This window comes from Agromyces sp. ISL-38 (assembly GCF_018613935.1).
Taxonomy (GTDB): Bacteria; Actinomycetota; Actinomycetes; order Actinomycetales; family Microbacteriaceae; genus Agromyces.
In genome coordinates this window covers 1-18,991 of sequence record NZ_JAGGPF010000004.1, presented here as the reverse complement: position 1 = coordinate 18,991, position 18,991 = coordinate 1, and the positions used below count along the sequence as shown (strand labels likewise).

General features: G+C 69.2%; 19 protein-coding genes and 1 rRNA gene. All 20 read right to left on the bottom strand.

Annotation, left to right across the window (positions count from 1 at the left end):
* Positions 1–758 (bottom strand): ice-binding family protein (locus J7E25_RS04480; protein WP_214868364.1); only part of this gene is annotated, 758 nt, incomplete at its 3' end.
* A gap of 168 nt (positions 759–926) precedes the next feature.
* Positions 927–1,640 carry a DUF4166 domain-containing protein gene (locus J7E25_RS04475; protein WP_308164364.1) on the bottom strand — a complete coding sequence of 238 codons (714 nt, stop codon included), beginning with the start codon at positions 1,638–1,640 and terminating at the stop codon, positions 927–929.
* Positions 1,637–2,266, bottom strand: coding sequence for an SRPBCC family protein (locus J7E25_RS04470; RefSeq protein ID WP_214868362.1), 630 nt, complete (start codon positions 2,264–2,266; stop codon positions 1,637–1,639). Before J7E25_RS04470 ends, J7E25_RS04475 begins: the two co-directional genes overlap by 4 nt.
* Before the next feature lie 12 nt (positions 2,267–2,278).
* Complete coding sequence (gene der / locus J7E25_RS04465) at positions 2,279–3,787, bottom strand: ribosome biogenesis GTPase Der (RefSeq protein ID WP_214868361.1); 1,509 nt, start codon at positions 3,785–3,787, stop codon at positions 2,279–2,281.
* 48 nt (positions 3,788–3,835) lie between these two features.
* Complete coding sequence (gene cmk, locus J7E25_RS04460; RefSeq protein WP_251038805.1) at positions 3,836–4,528, bottom strand: (d)CMP kinase; 693 nt, start codon at positions 4,526–4,528, stop codon at positions 3,836–3,838.
* Positions 4,525–5,607, bottom strand: coding sequence for a prephenate dehydrogenase (locus tag J7E25_RS04455; RefSeq protein WP_215009505.1), 1,083 nt, complete (start codon positions 5,605–5,607; stop codon positions 4,525–4,527). Before J7E25_RS04455 ends, cmk begins: the two co-directional genes overlap by 4 nt.
* On the bottom strand, positions 5,589–6,428 hold the full coding sequence (locus J7E25_RS04450) for a pseudouridine synthase (protein ID WP_214868359.1): 840 nt from the start codon (positions 6,426–6,428) through the stop codon (positions 5,589–5,591). The genes J7E25_RS04455 and J7E25_RS04450 overlap by 19 nt, the downstream gene beginning before the upstream one ends.
* Positions 6,421–7,188, bottom strand: coding sequence for an SMC-Scp complex subunit ScpB (scpB, locus tag J7E25_RS04445; RefSeq protein ID WP_214868357.1), 768 nt, complete (start codon positions 7,186–7,188; stop codon positions 6,421–6,423). The genes J7E25_RS04450 and scpB overlap by 8 nt, the downstream gene beginning before the upstream one ends.
* The gene (locus J7E25_RS04440) at positions 7,178–8,023 is read right to left on the bottom strand and encodes a ScpA family protein (RefSeq protein WP_214868355.1); all 846 of its coding nucleotides are present in this window, start codon (positions 8,021–8,023) and stop codon (positions 7,178–7,180) included. The genes scpB and J7E25_RS04440 overlap by 11 nt, the downstream gene beginning before the upstream one ends.
* 25 nt (positions 8,024–8,048) lie before the next feature.
* The gene (locus J7E25_RS04435; protein ID WP_214868353.1) at positions 8,049–8,936 is read right to left on the bottom strand and encodes a ParA family protein; all 888 of its coding nucleotides are present in this window, start codon (positions 8,934–8,936) and stop codon (positions 8,049–8,051) included.
* 42 nt (positions 8,937–8,978) lie between these two features.
* Complete coding sequence (xerD, locus tag J7E25_RS04430; RefSeq protein ID WP_214868486.1) at positions 8,979–9,884, bottom strand: site-specific tyrosine recombinase XerD; 906 nt, start codon at positions 9,882–9,884, stop codon at positions 8,979–8,981.
* Positions 9,881–10,522 (bottom strand): NUDIX hydrolase, encoded by a 642-nt coding sequence (locus J7E25_RS04425; RefSeq protein WP_214868350.1) that lies wholly within the window; start codon positions 10,520–10,522, stop codon positions 9,881–9,883. The genes xerD and J7E25_RS04425 overlap by 4 nt, the downstream gene beginning before the upstream one ends.
* Positions 10,515–12,200, bottom strand: coding sequence for a CTP synthase (locus J7E25_RS04420; RefSeq protein ID WP_214868484.1), 1,686 nt, complete (start codon positions 12,198–12,200; stop codon positions 10,515–10,517). Before J7E25_RS04420 ends, J7E25_RS04425 begins: the two co-directional genes overlap by 8 nt.
* Positions 12,201–12,320: 120 nt before the next feature.
* On the bottom strand, positions 12,321–14,021 hold the full coding sequence (gene recN, locus J7E25_RS04415) for a DNA repair protein RecN (RefSeq protein WP_214868349.1): 1,701 nt from the start codon (positions 14,019–14,021) through the stop codon (positions 12,321–12,323).
* Positions 14,014–14,970, bottom strand: coding sequence for an NAD kinase (locus J7E25_RS04410; RefSeq protein ID WP_214868347.1), 957 nt, complete (start codon positions 14,968–14,970; stop codon positions 14,014–14,016). The genes recN and J7E25_RS04410 overlap by 8 nt, the downstream gene beginning before the upstream one ends.
* A complete protein-coding gene (locus tag J7E25_RS04405) occupies positions 14,925–15,734 on the bottom strand; it encodes a TlyA family RNA methyltransferase (protein ID WP_214868344.1) in 810 nt (269 codons plus the stop codon). Before J7E25_RS04405 ends, J7E25_RS04410 begins: the two co-directional genes overlap by 46 nt.
* 3 nt (positions 15,735–15,737) lie before the next feature.
* On the bottom strand, positions 15,738–16,004 hold the full coding sequence (locus tag J7E25_RS04400; protein WP_214868342.1) for a hypothetical protein: 267 nt from the start codon (positions 16,002–16,004) through the stop codon (positions 15,738–15,740).
* An 82-nt stretch (positions 16,005–16,086) separates the two neighbouring features.
* A complete protein-coding gene (locus tag J7E25_RS04395) occupies positions 16,087–17,118 on the bottom strand; it encodes an HAD-IIA family hydrolase (RefSeq protein ID WP_214868341.1) in 1,032 nt (343 codons plus the stop codon).
* Positions 17,093–18,658, bottom strand: coding sequence for a primosomal protein (locus J7E25_RS04390; protein ID WP_214868340.1), 1,566 nt, complete (start codon positions 18,656–18,658; stop codon positions 17,093–17,095). The genes J7E25_RS04395 and J7E25_RS04390 overlap by 26 nt, the downstream gene beginning before the upstream one ends.
* Positions 18,659–18,775: 117 nt before the next feature.
* Positions 18,776–18,892 (bottom strand): 5S ribosomal RNA (gene rrf, locus J7E25_RS04385).
* Positions 18,893–18,991: the final 99 nt, after the last annotated feature.

The window sequence follows — 18,991 nt, the reverse complement described above, 5'->3', positions numbered from 1 at the left end:
ACGTCAGCATCCACGGCATCGTCGCATCGCGGATCGATGAAGACGTTGCTGTCGAGAGTGACCGCCCCGGTGCGAGCAAGCGCCCGACCCTCGACGACTGCGCCAGTGTTCACGGTGATCGAGCTCAACGCCATGATCGTTCCGACGAACTCTGAACTCGTTCCGAGTGTCGCCGAGCTTCCCACCTGCCAGAAGACGTTGCACGCAAGCGCCCCGTTGATCAGTGCGACGGTACTGTCTGGCGCCGTAATGAGCGTGGACCCAATCTGAAAGACCCATACGGATGTGGGGTCTCCCTGACCGTCGAGCGTGAGGGTCCCCGTCAGCCCGGCCGTGGTTGCGGAGAAGTACACCCCTGCGACCAGCGTTTGTCCGCCAAGATCGGGCGGGCTCGTCGCATCCGGTGCCTGGGATGCCGCGCTGTTGTACGCGATTGTCAAGTCGCTCTGCGCCTGTTGCGCGTGGGCGTCTGTAGTGTGGGTCGTACCACCGACGACGATGCCCGGCGGGAACCCGGTGATCGACGTTCCAGGGTAGACGCCGAGGTCCCCATTGAGAACGCTTGGCCCCGTATTCGTGACGGTCTCGGCGCCGAGAACGACGTACGAGTCGGCCGTACCGAGATCGACCGCTGTTGCCGCGTGAGCGACCGATGCGGTCACGGCCAACGCGGCCAGCGTGAGGCCGACTATCGCGGGTGATCGGTATCGAATCCATCTACCGGTGGGGCCGCGCACGCTCGATTGTCGGGTTTTCATGAGACCGCCTATCCATCCCCATAGCTGCGGAACATCGCCCAAAGTGAGCTTCCGTCAAACTTACGGGACCATGGGTGCGAATAGCAACACCCCCGTGTGAGCCGCCGTGCCTCGCAGTCGCGCAGCTCTTAGCCGCGTTCGTGCTGTCCGTCGTGCGCCGGCGGTGGCTCAATACCTCGGCTCGTGCCGTTTCGGCAGCAGGTGCCGCGGCACCTCCGTTGCGTTCGGGAACGCGCACTCGAACCACCCTTCGTAGCCGAAGAGGAACCCGAACACTCGATTCCGCACTTCGAGTCGCACGCGGTAGACGCCGGCCTTGTCGTCGAAACGCTCGCGCAATTCCGCGTACCCCGAGCCCAGCATCGGAAAGCGGAAGTCGACCACGCCCTCACGGAACCGCTGCTCCCCCGATCGAAGCAGGAGCGACCCGTCGGCCTCCACCTGGAACGCCAGGTCGACGGCGAGGTGCTGGTGGGTGCCGAGGTAGTCGACGACGGTGCCCCGCGCCGGGTCCACGACCATCGTCGCGTCGAACCGGCTCGCCCGGCGCCGACCCGGGAGCCGATACTCCCGCACGAACGTGATGGTCTCGCGCCCGAACGGATCGAGGTAGGCGTGGTTCTCGATCGTGAACGGCACGTCATCGCCGACATCCGGAATCAGGATGTTCCGCAGGCGCCCGAACTGCAGGAACGGCACCGTCCACCAGGGCCCGCGGCGGATGCTCGTCATCACGCCGCGCCCGACGCACGCGTACCCGCCGTCGAGCGAGACGCCGAATCGGCGCTGCATCATCGGATGCAGCCTTCCGAAGTCGTCGCCGAGAGCGCGTGGGAAGACCGCGCCGACCGTCGTGACTGCTCGATCGTCTGCCCCGGTCACGGTGCCTCCAGGGTCGCAAGCGATTCCGGTTCGTGCGCGAATGCGCCCTGCGGGGGCGGTTCTGTCGTGCACCGCGAGGCTCGTGGCCGTTCGCGGTTCCGAATGGCGAGCACGGATGTCGCGGTCCAGCGCTCAGGCTCGACGCCCGTCTCCGCCCAGATCCTCAGGCGATCGAAGCTCCATGCCGTCATCCACCGAACGAGCGGCCGGATGACTCGGTCGGCGAGACGCCCGAACCCGGGCGTGTAGTCGTAGCCGGTGATGAAGCGCACGCCCTCGGATGTCGGCACGTATCGCCAGTAGCCGCGGCCGCCGCGGATGGGCGACAGTCGATCATCGGTATCGAATCGCAGCGCCGACGTACTCGACCCGTCGAAATGATGCCGTTCGCCGATGGAGGTGCCGGTACCGCGGATGGTGTGCACGCCGAGCGAGCGCTCATACCGGAAGCGATACCCGCCGCGCTCGAGCGCGGCCTCGGGCACGATCTTCGAGAAGCGCAGGTCCCAGCGTGCGTGCTGCTCAGGATCCTGCGTCAGCTGCCACAGCGTTTCGAGATCGGCGCGCACGAGCACCTCGACGTAGATGCCGCGAGAACGCGTTCGTGCGGCGCGAGCTCGCGGCATCCGTGCCTCCTGCTACCGCTGGCGACGTTCGCGCACGCGCATGTTGATGACGATCGGCGACCCCTGGAAGCCGTAGATCTCGCGCAGGCGGCGCATGATGAAGCGGCGGTAGCCCGGGTCGAGGAATCCGGTCGTGAACAGCACGAATGTCGGCGGCCGGCTCGCGGCCTGCGTGCCGAACAGGATGCGGGGCTGCTTGCCGCCGCGCACGGGGTGCGGGTGCTCTTGCGTGAGCTCGGTGAGGAACGCGTTGAACTTGCCGGTGGCGATGCGGGTGTCCCACGATTCGAGGGCGAGCTCGAGCGCAGGCACGAGCTTCTCGAGGTGGCGGCCGGTGCGCGCCGAGATGTTCACGCGCGGCGCCCAGGCCACGTGGTGCAGGTCTTGCTCGATCTCGCGTTCGAGGTAGCGGCGACGGTCGTCGTCGAGGAGATCCCACTTGTTGAAGGCGAGCACGAGCGCGCGGCCCGACTCGAGCACGAGGTCGATGATGCGCACGTCCTGCTCGGAGAGCGGCTGCGAGACGTCGAGGAGCACGACGGCCACTTCGGCCTTCTCGAGGGCCGCCTGGGTGCGAAGCGATGCGTAGAAGTCGGCGCCCTGCTGCAGGTGCACGCGACGACGGATGCCGGCGGTGTCGACGAAGCGCCAGATCTTGCCGCCGAGCTCGATCTGCTCATCGACGGGGTCGCGAGTGGTGCCCGCGAGCTCGTTCACGACGACGCGCTCCTCGCCGGCGGCCTTGTTGAGCAGGCTCGACTTGCCGACGTTCGGGCGGCCGAGGATCGCGACGCGACGCGGGCCACCGAACTCGTCTTTCGCGATCGCCGAGACCTGTGGCAGCACCTTGAACACGGCCTCGAGCATGTCGGCCACGCCTCGGCCGTGCAGCGCGGAGACCGGATACGGCTCGCCGAGGCCGAGGTTCCAGAGGGCTGCGGCCTCGGACTCCTGGCGGGCGTCGTCGACCTTGTTCGCGAGCAGGAACACAGGCCGCTTGGTCTTGCGCAGCAGCCGCACGACGTGCTCGTCGGTCGACGTCGCGCCGACGGTGGCGTCGACGACGAAGAGCACGACGTCGGCGAGGTCGATCGCGACCTCGGCCTGCGCCGCGACGGAAGCGTCGATGCCCTTCGCGTCGGGCTCCCAGCCGCCGGTGTCGACGAGCGTGAAGCGCCGGTCGAGCCACTCGCCCTTGTAGGCCACGCGATCGCGCGTGACGCCGGGGGTGTCTTCGACCACGGCCTCGCGGCGACCGAGGATGCGGTTCACGAGCGCCGACTTGCCCACGTTCGGGCGACCGACGATCGCGATGACCGGCAGCGCGGGGAGGTAGCGGATGCCCTCCTCGCCCTCCTCCGAGATCTCGAGCACGTCGAGGTCGTCTTCATCGAGCTCGTAGTCGGCGAGGCCGGAGCGGAGCGCCGCGGCGCGCTGTTCGGCGAGACCTTCATCGACGTCGGCGAGCCGCTCGGCGAGATCGTCGTCGGGAGCGTCGAATTCTTCGCCCTGGTCGGTCATGGTGTCTCCTCTGAAGTCTGGATGCGCTCGGCCGCCACCTGCGGTGGGCTACTCGGCCATCTGCGGCTGCGCGGTGCGAATGACGCCGATCACGGCCTCGACGGTCTGGTCGAAGTCGAGGTCCGTCGAATCGACGGTGGTCACTCCCTCGGCGGCGGTCATGAAGTCGACGACCTTCGAGTCGGCCTGATCGCGCCTGCGCAGCTGCTCCCCCGCGGTATCGGCCGACGGGCCGACGAGCTCAGCGGAGCGCCTCGCTATTCTAACCGCCTCCGACGCGGTAAGGAGAATCCGCACGGGCGCATCGGGGGCGACGACCGTGGTGATGTCCCGGCCCTCCACCACGATGCCGGGTTTCGGGGTGGTGGCCATGCTGGCCCGGAAGAGCTCGATGAGGTGCGCCCGCACCTCGGGCACGCGCGCGACGCGGCTCACGACCGCCGAGATGGCGGGGTCGCGAATCGCCCCCGTCACATCGACGCCGCCGACGTGCACGGCGTAGCCGCCCGGGTCGGTGCCGATGCGGTAGACGAAGCTCGAGAGCGAGGAGATGACGGATGCCGCGTCATCCGTGTCGGCCCCCGAGGCCATCGCATGCCACGCGAGCGCGCGGTATGCGGCCCCTGTGTCGAGGAAGCCGAACCCGAGCCGGCGCGCGACTTCTTTCGAGACGCTCGACTTGCCGCTGCCGGCGGGGCCGTCGACGGCGACCACGAACGGGATGACGGATGACACGTTCAACCTGCAATCCGCCAGCCGCGTGCGGCCAGCTCGTCGGTGAGGCGATCGAGCACCTCGGGAAGCACGGAGATCTCGGCGAGGCCCACCTGGGCGCCCGGCGAGTGCTCGAGGCGGAGGTCCTCGATGTTCGCGCCGGCGTCGCCGACGTCGTTGAAGAGGCGCGCGAGCTGCCCGGGGCGGTCTTCGACCATGACGATGAGGCTCGCATAGCGGTGGTCGACGCCGTGCTTGCCCGGCAGCCGCTCGACGCCCGTGTTGCCGCCGAAGAGCTCCTCGGCGATCCGGCGGCGGGCGCCGGGGGCGTCCATGTTGTCGAGTGCGTCGATGAAGCGGTCGAGGTCGTCGCGGTAGCCACGGAGGATGTCGGCGACGGGCGCCGCGTTCTGCCCGAGGATCTGCACCCACAGCTCGGGATCGCTCGCCGCGACGCGCGTGATGTCGCGCAGGCCCTGCCCGGCGAGGTTCACCGAGGAGTGCGGCGCGTCGATGAGACGACGTGCCATGAGGCTCGACACCACTTGCGGCACGTGCGAGACGAGCGCGACCGCCCGGTCGTGCTGCTCGGGCGTGAGCTCGACGAGCGTGGCACCGAGATCGAGGATGAGATCGTCGATCGCCGAGCCGTCTTGGTACGACATGCCGCCGTGCGCGGCCACGACCCACGGCCGCCCGACGAAGAGATCGGCTCGGCCCGACATGGGGCCGCCGCGTTCCCGGCCTGCCATCGGGTGGGTGCCGATGTAGCGGGAGAGGTCGGCGCCGCGCGCCGCGAGGTCGTCGTAGACGGCGAGCTTCACGCTCGCGACATCCGTGACGATCGCCTCGGGGTAGGCCTCGAGCTCGGCCGCGACGACGTCAGCGGTGACATCGGGCGGCACGCACACGACCACGAGCTGCGGCCGGTCGCCGGGCTGGGCGGCGCGCCCGGCCCCGTAGTCGACGGCGATCGCGAGATGCGTCGGCGAAGCGTCGGAGAGGATGACGTCGATGCCCTTGGCGCGGAGCCCCAGGCCGATGCTCGCACCGAGCAGACCGACACCGACGACACGCACCGGTCCGATCAGGCGTGATTCGGCCACGAGTCTCCTTCTCCCGAGCCCTCGCTGCCCTTCTGGCCAGCGTCCGCGGCGCGAGAGATGGTGAGCAGCTGGCCGAGTTCCACTTTAGTCAACTCGCGCATGGCGCCCGATTTCAGCGTTCCGAGGTTGAGCGGGCCGAAGCTGCGTCTCACGAGGTCGACGACCGGATGCCCCACGGCGTCGAGCATTCGCCGCACGATGCGGTTGCGGCCCGAGTGCAGGGTGAGCTCGACCATCGAATGCCGGTCGTCGCCCTGCTGCTGCAGGATGCGTGCGCGGTCGGCCTTGATGAATCCGTCGTCGAGCTCGATGCCGTTCTTCAGCTGCTGCACGACTTGCGGCGTCACCCGGCCGCGCACCTTGGCGATGTAGGTCTTCGAGACCCCGAACGAGGGATGGGCGAGCACGTGCGCGAGCTCGCCGTCGTTCGTGAGGATGAGCAAGCCGCTCGTCTCGGCGTCGAGACGGCCCACGTTGAAAACGCGATCCTCGAGGTCGGCGGTGAACTGCGTGAGGTCGGGTCGTCCCTGCTCGTCGCGCATCGTCGAGACGACGCCGCGCGGCTTGTTGAGCATGTAGTAGCGCTTCGCCGCGTCGAGCTGCACGGCCACCCCGTCGACGGCGACGAGGTCGGTGGTCGGGTCGATGCGGTTGCCGAGCTCGGTGACGATGCGGCCGTTCACCTGCACGCGTCCGGCGACGATGAGCTCTTCGGAGACGCGGCGCGAGGCGACTCCCGCGGCGGCGAGCACCTTCTGCAGCCGCACGCCCTCGGGTGCGTCGGCGCCAGGGCTCGTGCCCGTGTCGGGTGCGTCAGTCAAGATCGAATCCTTCCTGGCCGTCGTCGAGCAACGGCGAGATGTGCGGCAGCTCGTCGAGCGAGTTGATGCCGAGGTTGGTGAGCAGCAGCTCGGTGGTGCCGTAGAGGATGGCGCCCGTCTCAGGATCGCTCGATACCTCGGTGACGAGGCCGCGGCCGAGCAGGGTGCGCACGACGGAGTCGACGTTCACGGCGCGGATCGAGGCGATCGACGACCGCGAGATCGGCTGCTTGTAGGCGATCACCGAGAGGGTCTCGAGCGCAGCCTGCGAAAGGCGCGTCGACGACTGGGTGAGCACGAAATCGGCGACGAGCGTGTCGTACTCGGCACGCACGTAGAAGCGCCATCCGCCGCCCACTTCGCGAAGTTCGAAGCCGCGACGGATGCTGCGAGCCGTCGTCTCCTCGGCGGCGACATCGGTGCGGGGCTCCCCCGACGTTCCCGTGCCGTCGTAGTCGGCACGAAGCCGCGCGATCGCGGCGCGCACCTCCGCCACGGGACGCGCGACGGCCGCCGCGAGGTGCACGACGCTCTGCGGCTCGTCGGCGATGAACAGGATCGCCTCGAGCGCCCGATCGAGGTCGAGCCGCGGCTGGCCGGGCACGTCGAGCGGAGTCGAGATCGAGAGCTCGGGCCCTTCGCCTTCGCCCGCCGGCGGTCGAGCGTCCTCCGGCGGTCGAGTAGCGCCCGGCGAAGCCGGACCCGTATCGAGACCCCGCACGCCCTCGACCTCGGTCGCGGCATCCGTCTCACTCGTCATAGTCCGCTCCAAGGCACTCGAGGTTGTCGTCGGTCCAGGTCTCCGCCGCCCATCGCAGGGTCAGCTCGCCGAGCGGCTCGATCTGCTCGAAGCCGATGGCCGCGTGACGATAGAGCTCGAGCACCGCGAGGAACCGCGCCACGACGACGCCCGGCCGGCTGATCCCCGCGATGAGCTCGCGGAAGGTCACGGGGGCGCCCCGCCGCAAGACCGACACGAGGTGGGCGGCTTGCTCGCGAATCGAGACGAGCGGGGCGTGCAAGTGGTCGAGGCCCACGACGGGGATCTCCCTCGGCGTGAGCGCAAGGGTGGCCAGTGCCGCGAAGTCCTCGGCGCTGAGCGTCCAGACGAGTTCTGGCGCACGCTGGCGGAATCGTTCCTCGAGCCGCACGTTGCGTGGATGCCTCGCCGACTCGGCTTCGAGATGCGTCGAGAACCAGCGCGCGACCTCCTTGAAGGCGCGGTACTGGAGCAAGCGGGCGAAGAGCAGGTCGCGGGCCTCGAGGAGTGCGACGTCTTCGGCGTCGACGAGTTCGCCTTGCGGCAGGAGGCCTGCGACCTTCAGGTCGAGCAGGGTCGCCGCGACGACGAGGAACTCCGACGCCCGGTCGAGCTCCTCCTCGGAGTCGACACCGCGCAGGTAGGAGATGAACTCGTCGGTCACCGCCGACAGCGACACCTCGGTGATGTCGAGCTCGTGCTTCGCGATCAGCGAGAGCAACAGGTCGAAGGGGCCCTCGAAGTTCGAGAGGGCGACTCGGAATCCCGCGTCGGATGCCTCGGCCGCGCCATGTTCGACGGGCGCAGTCTCTCCGGGCCCCGTCGCGCCGGGCACGCGTTTCTCGGAAGCCGAAGCCGCCTCAGGCGACCGCGCCACGGAAGACCAGCTCCCTGGCGAGCTGCCGGTACGCCTTCGACGCCTGGTGCTCGGGGGCGAACTCGGTGATGGGGGTCGCGGCGACCGTGGCGTCGGGAAACTTCACGGTACGCGTGATCACGGTCTCGAGCACCTGCTCGCCGAAGGCGTCGACGACGCGCTCGAGCACCTCACGCGAGTGCAGCGTGCGTGCGTCGTACATCGTCGCGAGGATGCCGTCGAGCTCGATCGCGGGGTTCAGCCGGTCACGCACCTTGTCGATGGTCTCGATGAGGAGCGCGACGCCGCGCAGGGCGAAGTACTCGCACTCGAGTGGGATGACCACGCCGTGGCTCGCGGTGAGCGCGTTGACGGTGAGCAGGCCGAGCGAGGGCTGGCAGTCGATGAGGATGACGTCGTAGTCGGCGGCGACGCGGCGCAGCACTCCGGCGAGGATCTGCTCACGGGCGACCTCGTTGACGAGATGCACCTCGGCGGCCGAGAGGTCGATGTTGGCAGGGATCACGTCGAGGTTCTCGGTGCCCGTGCGCTGGATCGCGTCGGCCGGGTCGAACTGCCGTGACAGCAGGAGGTCGTAGATCGTGGGCACGTCGTGCGTCGGCACGCCGAGCCCCGCGGAAAGCGCGCCCTGGGGGTCGAAGTCGACCGCGAGCACCCGGCGGCCGGCCTCGGCGAGCGTGGCACCGAGGTTGATGGTCGTCGTCGTCTTGCCGACGCCGCCCTTCTGGTTGCAGAGGGCGATGATGCGAGCGGGGCCGTGCGACTTCAGCGGCGGAGCCTCGGGGAAGTCGCGGTGGGGGCGACCCGTGGGACCGAGCTCCGGCTCCAGCGAAGCGATTCCGTCCGCTGGGTCGTGCGTCTGGTACGTCACGTGTCGTCTTCTCTCCTGGGTCGGGCGGGTGCTTGGTCGATTCTAGCGAGCACGGGGGTGGGCCGCGGTGTACATCTCCCGGAGTGTGTCAGCTGTGACGAGCGTGTAGATCTGCGTGGTCGCGACCGATGAGTGACCCAGCAGCTCCTGCACGACGCGCACATCGGCGCCGCCTTCGAGCAGGTGCGTCGCGAACGAGTGCCGCAGGGTGTGCGGGGAGACGGATGCCGCGAGCCCGGCCCGCTCGGCCGCACGGTGGATCGACGACCATGCGGACTGTCGCGACATCCGCCTCCCGCGAAGCCCGAGGAAGAGCGCGGGCGTGGAGGTGCCGCGCAGCGAGAGCAGCGGCCTCGCCCGCACGAGGTAGGCGTCGATGGCACGGCGGGCGTAGCTGCCGAGCGGCACGATGCGCTGCTTGCCGCCCTTGCCGAAGAGGCGGATCACCTCGTCGTCGACGAGGTCATCGACGTTCAACGACACGGCTTCGGAGACGCGAGCACCGGTCGCGTAGAGCAGTTCGAGCAGGGCGGTGTCGCGCAGCTCCGCGACCTCCTCGCCGCCGGCCGCGGCGATGAGCGCCTCGACGTCTTCGATGGGGATGGCCTTGGGCAGTCGCATGGGAAGCTTCGGCGGGCGCAGGTCGCGCGAGACATCCGTGGCGATCGTTCCCTCTTCGGTGAGGAAGCGATGCAGGCCCCGCACCGCCGAGAGCACTCGCGCGATCGACGAGGTCGCGAGCGGCGGCACTCGCTCGGCGCCCAGGAAGCGCACGAAGTCGGCGAGGTCCTGCTCGGTTGCGGCGCCCGGGCCGTCGAGGCCGCGGGCGAGCAGCCAGTCGGCGTAGATGGCGAGGTCGCGCCGGTACGAGGTGATGGTGTTGCGCGCGAGGCCGCGTTCCACGGCGAGGTGCCGCAGATACTCGTCGACCGGCGTCGCGCGGGTCATGGTGCCGCGGGATCCCGCCGCGGTGTCGAGCGGCCCGGCCACGCGGCATCCGCCGGCCCGAGGCTCTGCCATTGGCGCGTGCGCGCGGTGTGGGCGGCGAGCACCCCGATCGCAAGCGACGGGTTCTGGATTCGACGCGCGAGCACGGCATCGACGCACTCGTCGAGCGCCACCCACTGGGTCTCCATGTCGGCCTCCTCGTCTTCGCGTGCGAAGACGTGGGCGGTCGCGGTGAGCCCGCGTGCGAGGTAGACGCGGATCGCCTCGTCGCTGCCGCCCGGCGACGTGAAGAAGTCGACGAGCACGGACCACTCGGATGCCTCGAGGTCGGCCTCCTCGGCGAGCTCGCGCTTCGCTGCCGCCAGCGGATCCTCGCCGTGAACATCGAGCAGCCCCGCGGGGATCTCCCAGTCGCGAGTACGCACCGGATGCCGGTACTGCTTGATGAGGAACGCGCGGTCGTCGCCGTCGAGCGCGAGCACCGCGACGGCGCCCGGGTGGTCCATGTATTCGCGCTCGATGCGTCTGCCACCGAGCTCGAACGCGTCACGGCGGATGTCCCAGACGCGCCCGTCGAACACCCGCTCGCTGCCGAGCAGGGGCAGGTCGACCGGTTCGTCGGCGAGCGGCTCAGCCACGGTTGACGTCGAACAGGAGGCTCGCACGCTGGCGCTCGAGAGCTGCGCCGACGAGTCCGCGGAAGAGCGGGTGCGGGTCGTTCGGGCGGCTCCGGAGCTCGGGATGGGCTTGCGTGCCGACGTAGAACGGGTGCACGTCGCGCGGCAGCTCGACGAACTCGACGAGGTGCCGGTCGGGCGACATGCCCGAGAACTCGAGGCCAGCCTCTGCGATGCGGTCGCGGAAGGAATTGTTGACCTCGTAGCGGTGGCGGTGACGCTCGGAGACCTCCGACGAGCCGTAGAGCTCGGCGGCGAGAGAGCCCTCGGTGAGTTTCGCCGGGTACAGCCCGAGGCGCATGGTGCCCCCGAGGTCGCCGCCGGCGATGATCTCGACCTGCTCCTCCATCGTCGCGATCACGGGGAACTGCGTGTCGGGGTCGAACTCGCTCGACGAGGCGCCGGGGAGTCCGACGACGTTGCGCGAGTACTCGATGACCATGCACTGCAGGCCGAGGCAGAGGCCGAGCGCCGGAAGGCCGTTCTCACGGGCGAAGCGCAACGCGCCGAGCTTGCCCTCGATGCCTCGCACGCCGAACCCGCCGGGCACGCAGATGCCGTCGAGGTGGGCGAGGTGCTTCTGGGCACCCTCGGGCGTCTGGCACTCATCGGAGGGGATCCACTCGAGATTGACCTTGGTGTCGTTCGCGAACCCGCCGGCACGCAACGCCTCGGTGACCGAGAGGTAGGCGTCGGGCAGGTCGATGTACTTCCCGACGAGGCCGATCGTGACCTCGTGCTTCGGCTCGTGCACGACGCGGAGCAGGTCGCTCCACCCCGACCAGTCGACCTCGTCGGCCTCGAGTCCGAGCGACTCGATGATGTAGGCGTCGAGGCCCTGCTCGTGGAGCATCGTGGGGATGTCGTAGATGCTCGGCACGTCGACGGCGTTCACGACGGCGGCTTCGTCGACGTCGCACATGAGCGCGATCTTGCGCTTGTTCGCCTCGGTCACGGGCCGGTCGCTGCGGAGCACGAGGGCGTCTGGCTGGATGCCGATCGAGCGGAGGGCCGCGACGGAGTGCTGCGTGGGCTTCGTCTTCTGCTCGCCCGACGCACCCATGTAGGGCACGAGCGAAACGTGCACGAAGAACACGTTCTTGCGGCCGAGCTCATGGCGCACCTGGCGGGCCGATTCGATGAACGGCTGCGATTCGATGTCGCCGACGGTGCCGCCGATCTCGGTGATGATGACGTCGGGCTTCGGCGTCTCGTGGGCCTGGAGGCGCATGCGGCGCTTGATCTCGTCGGTGATGTGCGGAATGACCTGCACGGTGTCGCCGAGGTATTCGCCGCGGCGCTCCTTGGCGATCACGGTCGAGTAGATCTGGCCGGTGGTGACGTTCGCCGCCTGGCTGAGGTTGATGTCGAGGAAGCGCTCGTAGTGCCCGATGTCGAGATCGGTCTCTGCGCCGTCGTCGGTCACGAAGACCTCGCCGTGCTGGAACGGGTTCATCGTGCCCGGATCCACGTTGAGATACGGGTCGAGCTTCTGCATGACGACCCGCAATCCGCGGGCCGTCAGGAGATTGCCAAGGCTTGCGGCCGTGAGACCCTTGCCCAACGAAGAAACGACACCACCCGTCACAAAAATGTGCTTGGTCGTGTCGTTCGAATTGTCTCTGCCGCGTTGATCCACCACGGGCTTATAGTCTAACCGACGTTCCCGATCGTTTCGCACGACATGCCCCACTCGCTCCCCCTGACTGCTCGGGATCGACTCCCGATCCCGTGTTCGAACGGCGCTCGGCCGCACGTCTCATGCCACGCGAACCGCGGCGATCTCCAAGAGTTCACGGGCATGCGCGAGCCCGCTCGCCGAGTCGGCGAGCCCCGAAAGCAATCTCGCCATCTCCGCTTCGCGCTCGGCGCCGCCGAGCTGCCGCACGCTCGATGACGTGACCCGCCCGTCAGTGCCCTTCACGACGCTCAGGTGATTCGTCGCGAACGCGGCGACCTGGGCGAGATGCGTGACGACGATCACCTGCGATCGCTCGGCGAGCCGCGCGAGCCGCCGCCCGATCTCGATCGCCGCAGCGCCGCCGACGCCGGCGTCGACCTCGTCGAAGACGAACGTGGGCACGGGATCGCTGCCACCGATGACGACCTCGATCGCGAGCATGACGCGCGAGAGCTCACCTCCGGACGCACCGCGAGAGACGGGCCTCGGCTCTGCGCCGGGGTGGGGGCTGAGCAGGATGGCCACCTGGTCGCGGCCGTGTGCGGCCGGCTCGAGCGTCGGCTCGACCGAGACCGACAGCGACGCGTCGGGCATCGCAAGTGCCCCCAGTTCGGCGGTGACGGCGGAAGCAAGCGTTCTGGCAGCGTCGGTGCGCAGCTCGGTGAGCCGTGACGCGCACCGATCGACTTCGGCCTCGAGTTCGATGACGGATGCCTCGAGCTCGGCGATGCGCTCGTCGTCGCCCTCGAGCTCGAGCAGCCGGAGCCCGCCCGCGCTCCGGAACTCGAGCACCTCGTCGAGCGTGCCGCCGTGCCGGCGGATGAGGCCGCCGAGCACCGCGCGCCGCTCCTGCACGATCTCGAGCTCTCGCGCCCCGTCGGCGTCGAGTCCGGTGAGGTAGCCCGAGAGCTCGACGGCGGCATCGGCGAGGAGGAAGCCGGCGCTCGTCAGGGCCTCGGCGATCGGTGCGAGCGCAGCGTCGTGGGCGACGACGCGCTCGAGGTGACGACGTGCGCCATCGATGAGCGCCACCGCGTCGGGAGCATCGTCGATGAGCTCATCGGCCGAGATCAGGGTGCGCGCCTGCACCGCCGCCAAGCGGAGATCTTCAAGATTCGAGAGCCGGTCGGCGCGCTCCTGCAGTTCGGCGTCTTCGCCGGGTTGCGGGTCGGCTGCCTCGACCTCGTCGAGCGCCGCGCGGAGCTCGTCGGCCTCGCGGGCTCGGGCGTCATGAGCCTCGCGGAGCCGCACGAGCTCGGCGGTATCGGCTCTCCACTTGGTGAAGACGGTTCGGTACTCGTCGAGGGCGACCTGGAGCTCGGGTCCGGCGAAGCGATCGAGAGCCTCACGCTGCGCCACCGCCGATCGGAGACGCTGCTGGTCGGCCTGGCCGTGGACGACGACGAGACGTTCACCCAGCTCGCCGAGCACCCCGACGGGTGCACTTCGGCCGCCGACGACCGCGCGGCTGCGCCCCTCAGCCGAGACCGACCGGCCGAGCAGGAGCTCACCGGCCTCGATCTCGCCGCCGGTCTCGGCGACCCGGTCGGCGATGGCACCGTCGTCGGAGACGAGCCAGCGCCCCTCGACCCAGGCCTGCTTCGCGCCCGAGCGAACCGCACCCGCGTCGGCCCTGGAGCCGAGCAACAGGCCGAGCGCGGTGACCACCATCGTCTTTCCGGCGCCGGTCTCGCCGGTGACGGCGGTGAAACCGGGCCCGAGCGGCAGGGTGGCCTCGGCGATCACGCCGAGATCGCGGATGCCGAGTTCTTCAATCACGGCCCACCGGTCCTCGCCATCCGGTCACCGGGAGCTGGAACTTGTTCACGAGCCGATCGGTGAACGGGGCTTCGTGCAGCCGAGCGAGTCGCACGGGCACTGGCGACTTGCGCACGATGACCCGGGCTCCGGGCGGCAGGTTGAACGAGCGCCGACCGTCGCACCAGATCACCGCGGAGGCCTCGGTGCGCTGCAGGATCTCGACCGCGAGCGAGGACTCGGGGCCGACCACGAGGGGTCGCGCGAACAGTGCGTGCGCGCTCAGCGGCACGAGCAGGAGCGCTTCGAGGCTCGGCCAGACGACCGGCCCGCCCGCGGAGAACGAGTACGCCGTGGAGCCCGTGGGCGTCGACATGACCACTCCGTCGCACCCGAATGTGGAGAGCGGCCGGCGATCGACCTCGATGACCACCTCGAGCATGCGCTCGCGCTCGGCTTTCTCGACGGTCACTTCGTTGAGCGCCCAGCTCTCGTAGATCACATCGGTGCCGACCTTGGCTCGCACCGAGAGCGTCATTCGCTCTTCGACCGTGTAGTCACGCGCGAGCGCCCTGGCGACCGTATAGCCGAGATCGTCGCGCTCGCTCTCGGCGAGGAATCCGACGTGGCCGAGATTGACTCCGAGCAGCGCCACCGAGTGATCGCGCATCAACTCGGCGCCGCGGAGGATCGTGCCGTCGCCTCCGAGCACGATGACAAGTTCGATGACCGCGGGATCGACCTCTTCGAACCGCTTCACGGCGCCGTTGAGCTCGGGCACGAATGAGTGCACGTCTTCCCAGTGCTCGGCTGCGATGACCGGTACCGCGCCGGCTGCAAGGAGTTGCGTGCACACCTCACCCGTCGCTTCGAGCGCTGCCTGACGGCCGGTGTGGGAGACCACCAGGAAGTGCCGTGCGTCATTCACGCGTTCATTCCTCCTGCCAGCTGCTCCACCCGACGCATCCATTCTGTCGGATTCACACCCGCGTCGGCGCTGAGATGCACGAGGTACTCACGATTGCCGTGGGCGCCGGCGATTGGGGAGGACAAGATGCCGACCGTGCCGAGCCCGAGGTCGAACGCCACCCACAGCACGTTGGCGATCGCCTCGGAACGCAGCGCCGCGTCGCGCACCACGCCTTCGCGCACTCCCCCGCGACCCACCTCGAACTGGGGTTTCACGAGCAGCACGAAATCGGATGCCGGAGCAGCCGTCACCCGCAACGCCGGCAACACCGTCGTGAGCGAGATGAACGACAGGTCGGCCGTCACGAGCGTGGGCTGCTCCGAGACTCCGCTGAGTTCGGCGAGCGAAGCGGCGTCGAGATTGCGCACGTTGCAGCCCTCGACGAGCACGAGGCCCGGCGCGTCGTGCAGCTCGGGAGCGAGCTGGCCGTGACCGACGTCGACCGCGAGCACGCTGCGCGCGCCGCGCTCGAGCAGCACTTGGCTGAATCCCCCGGTCGAGGCGCCGGCGTCGAGCACCACCCGGCCGGCGGGCGACACGTCGAATCCGTCGAGCGCGGCGATGAGCTTGTGCGCGGCCCGGCTGACATAGTGATCGGATGTCGCGACCTCGAGTCGCGCGTCGTCGGACACCTTCAGCGCCGCCTTCACGGCGGGCCGGCCGTCGACCGTCACGACCCCGGCGTCGATGAGCGACGCGGCGTGGGTGCGTGAGCGTGCGAGCCCGCGAGCGGCGAGGGCGGCGTCGAGTCGCTGATGGACCATGTCTCAGCCGGACCGACGCGACGGGTCGGACTGACGCGACGGGTCGGACTGACGCGACGGGTCGGACTGCTCGAGCTCGATGCGCAGCCGGTCGGCGAGGGCCTGGTATCGGGGCGCTCGCTCGGCGAGCGGGAGTGCCTCGATGTCGCGAAGAGCCGCAGCGGTCTCGTCGGATGCCGCTGCCTGTGCCGGCGTCGACGAAAGAGCGGCATCCGCCGCTTCGAGCTCGCCATGCTCGTCGTCGTCGCGGATCGGCTCGTCAGTGCTCACCTGTTCAACGCTACCGTGCGCTGGCGACACGTTGCCTTCGGCGCGACGATGCGCCGGCGGAACCTCGCACAGGGGTCTCAGCTCAGGCGTACAACCGCGGCGGCACGTCGAGGGCGTGGATCGCGATGCCCGACTGCCAGATGGCGGCGCAAGCGGCGCGGAGGAGATCGAGGCCGCCGTCGCCCTCGTCCGCGATCACGACACGCCTGCCGTCGATGCGCACGCGCGCCCCGCCAACGCGGATGGCGCCCTCGCGCACTTGCTCGGCTGCCGGATAGGGCTCGTGCAGCCCCCGCAGGTCGGCGAGGATGAAGTCGGGCCGGCTCGAGGCATCCGCGGCGAGCAGTTGCTTCGCCCGGTCGATGCCGGTGAGCACGACGGCGCTCCTCATGCCGGCACGATTCGCGCCGAGGATGTCGGTGTCGAGGCGATCGCCGACGACGAGCGGGCGTTCGCTCGCGAAGCGGCGGCGCGCCTCGTCGAAGATCGGCGTCTCGGGCTTGCCCGCGACGAGCGGGAACCGCCCGACGGCGGTGTGCACCGCCGAGACCAGGGTGCCGTTCCCCGGGGCGATGCCGCGGGCAACGGGGATGGTCCAGTCCATGTTCGTCGCGATCCATGGGATGCCACCTGTGGCGTCCGGTCCGCCGTGCGCGTTCAGCGCGAATGCCGCCTCGGCGAGTTCGCGCCATCCCACCTCGGGTGCGAAGCCCTGCACGACGGCATCGGGCGAGTCATCCGCTGATCGCGTCACGCGGTAGCCGCGCTTGCCGAGCTCGGTCACGATGCCCTCGCCGCCCACCACGAGCACGAGCGCCCCCGGCGAGACATGTTCGTCGAGCAGGGTCATCGCCGCTTGCGGCGACGTGACGACGTCGGTCGGCACGACGTCGAGGCCCAGCTCCGCAAGGTGAAGGGCGACGGATGCATCGCTTCGCGAGGCGTTGTTCGTGATGTACCCGACCGCGCGCTCGCTCTTCGTGAGGTTCAGGCTCTCGATCGCGTACGGAATCGCGTGGGCCCCCGCATAGACGACACCGTCGAGGTCGGCGAATACGGCATCGACCCCGTCGAGCGGAGTCGAAGCGTCAGTCTTCGGTCGGAACAGCCCCATCGGGCGCACCCTCCGTGTCGTCGGGACCTCCGGCGGCGTCGAGTTCGGCACCCTCTGCCAGCACCGCGGCGACATCGTCTTCGAGCACGGCACCGGGATCGAAGTCGTCTTCGTCGTCGTCGATCGCCTCGTCGGATGTCGCCTGCTCGCCGGGCTCGGCGTCGGTCTCAGTCGCGGCGTCGTCGGACTCGCCGACCTCGGCACTGTCGTCGGTCTCGTCGGTTCCGCCGGGCGCATCCGCATCGACCGAATCGTCGCGCGATTCTGCCGGAGCCATCGGCGTCGAGACCTCTTCCTCATCCTCGAGTTCGACCTCGAAGATCTCGAACACCTCGGATTCGGCAGGCCCGCTCAACGCCGCCTCAGCGCGTTCTGCACGGGCGCGCCAGGTTGCGGCATCCGCCGTCCGCCCGAGTTCGTCGAGCACCTCGGCGTACGCGGAGAACAACGCAGGGCTGTATGAGAATGCACGATCGGGTTCGAGTTGCGGGATCTCGAGTTCGGCCAGCGCGAGTTCCGGCTGGCCGAGGTCGAGGCGCGCGCCCGACATCGCGATGGCGAGACCGACCTGCACCGCAGGCGCGAGCTCGGCGCGATCGACGGCACGGCCCACCTCGAGCGCACGGTCGGGGCGCCCGACGCCGCGTTCGCTGTCGACCATGAGCGGCAGCTGGTCGTTCTTGCCGGAGATCCGGCGGTACGTGCGCAGTTCACGCAGCGCGAGTGCGAAGTCGCCCGTCGCGTACGCCGTGATCGCGAGCGTCTCGCGCACGACGGCGATGCGCCCGGCCCGACGGCCCGCGGAGATCGCGTGCTCGTGAGCAAGCTCGGGATCGTCTTCGAGGAGTTCGGATGCCGCGACGAGATGCCGTGCCACCCAATCCGCGTTCTCCTTGCTCAGCGTGCGCAGCTCACCGCGCGCGCTCTTGTCGAGGTCGCGCGCCTCGATGCGCTCGGGAATCTCGGGTGCGTCGTGACGCGGACGGATCGCGAGGTCGCTGGCTCCGAACGTCTCGCGCGACTCATCGCGCGGTCCGCCTCGAGCATCGGGCCGTCCGCCAGCGCCGCCGCGACGGTCGTCTGACCGACCTGCGTCACCGAAGGGACGCTTCGCATCACGGTCGCCACCATAGGGACGCTTCGCGTCACGGTCGCCATAGGCAGGCTTCGCGCCACGATCCGTCGAGGGACGCTTCGCATCACGATCACCGTACGGACGCTTCGCGTCACGGTCGCCATAGGCAGGCCTCGCGCCACGATCCGTCGAGGGACGCTTCGCATCACGATCACCGTACGGACGCTTCGCGTCACGGTCACCATAGGCAGGCTTCGCGCCACGATCCGTCGAGGGACGCTTCGCATCACGGTCGCCATACGGGCGCTTCTCGCCACGATCGGTCGAGGGCCGCTTCGCGTCACGGTCACCGTATGGGCGCTTCGCTGGGCCGCCGCCACGTGCCGCTGCGCCGCCGGCGCCGTGCGGTCGCTCGGATCGCTTCGGACGCTCCTGGTCCCCCGAGTCATGCCTGGAATCGCTCACGATTGTCCCGTCGTGTGTGGAGTTCTCGTTGAACTCAACCGTACTCGGCCGACATCGGATACCGGCCTTAACGAAGAATGGCCACCCGTCTTCGGGTGGCCATTCCTCTTAATGATTGTCCGGCGGTGTCCTACTCTCCCACAGGGTCGCCCCTGCAGTACCATCGGCGCTGCGAGTCTTAGCTTCCGGGTTCGGAATGTGTCCGGGCGTTTCCCTCGCGCTATGGCCGCCGAAACTCTAGCCACACCCGCAACCCACAGCAAGAGTGGTGGGGTGTGTGGTCTCGGTGACCCGCCCATCAACCGTGAACCTTGGGTTCTGGGTGTGGGCAGG

Coding starts and splice junctions, on each gene's coding strand:
- J7E25_RS04470 (WP_214868362.1), bottom strand. CDS start 2,266: ATGCCGCGAGCTCGCGCCGCACGAACGCGTTCTCGCGGCATCTACGTC.
- der (WP_214868361.1), bottom strand. CDS start 3,787: ATGACCGACCAGGGCGAAGAATTCGACGCTCCCGACGACGATCTCGCC.
- scpB (WP_214868357.1), bottom strand. CDS start 7,188: ATGACGAGTGAGACGGATGCCGCGACCGAGGTCGAGGGCGTGCGGGGT.
- xerD (WP_214868486.1), bottom strand. CDS start 9,884: ATGACCCGCGCGACGCCGGTCGACGAGTATCTGCGGCACCTCGCCGTG.
- J7E25_RS04410 (WP_214868347.1), bottom strand. CDS start 14,970: ATGGATGCGTCGGGTGGAGCAGCTGGCAGGAGGAATGAACGCGTGAAT.
- J7E25_RS04405 (WP_214868344.1), bottom strand. CDS start 15,734: ATGGTCCATCAGCGACTCGACGCCGCCCTCGCCGCTCGCGGGCTCGCA.
- J7E25_RS04395 (WP_214868341.1), bottom strand. CDS start 17,118: ATGGGGCTGTTCCGACCGAAGACTGACGCTTCGACTCCGCTCGACGGG.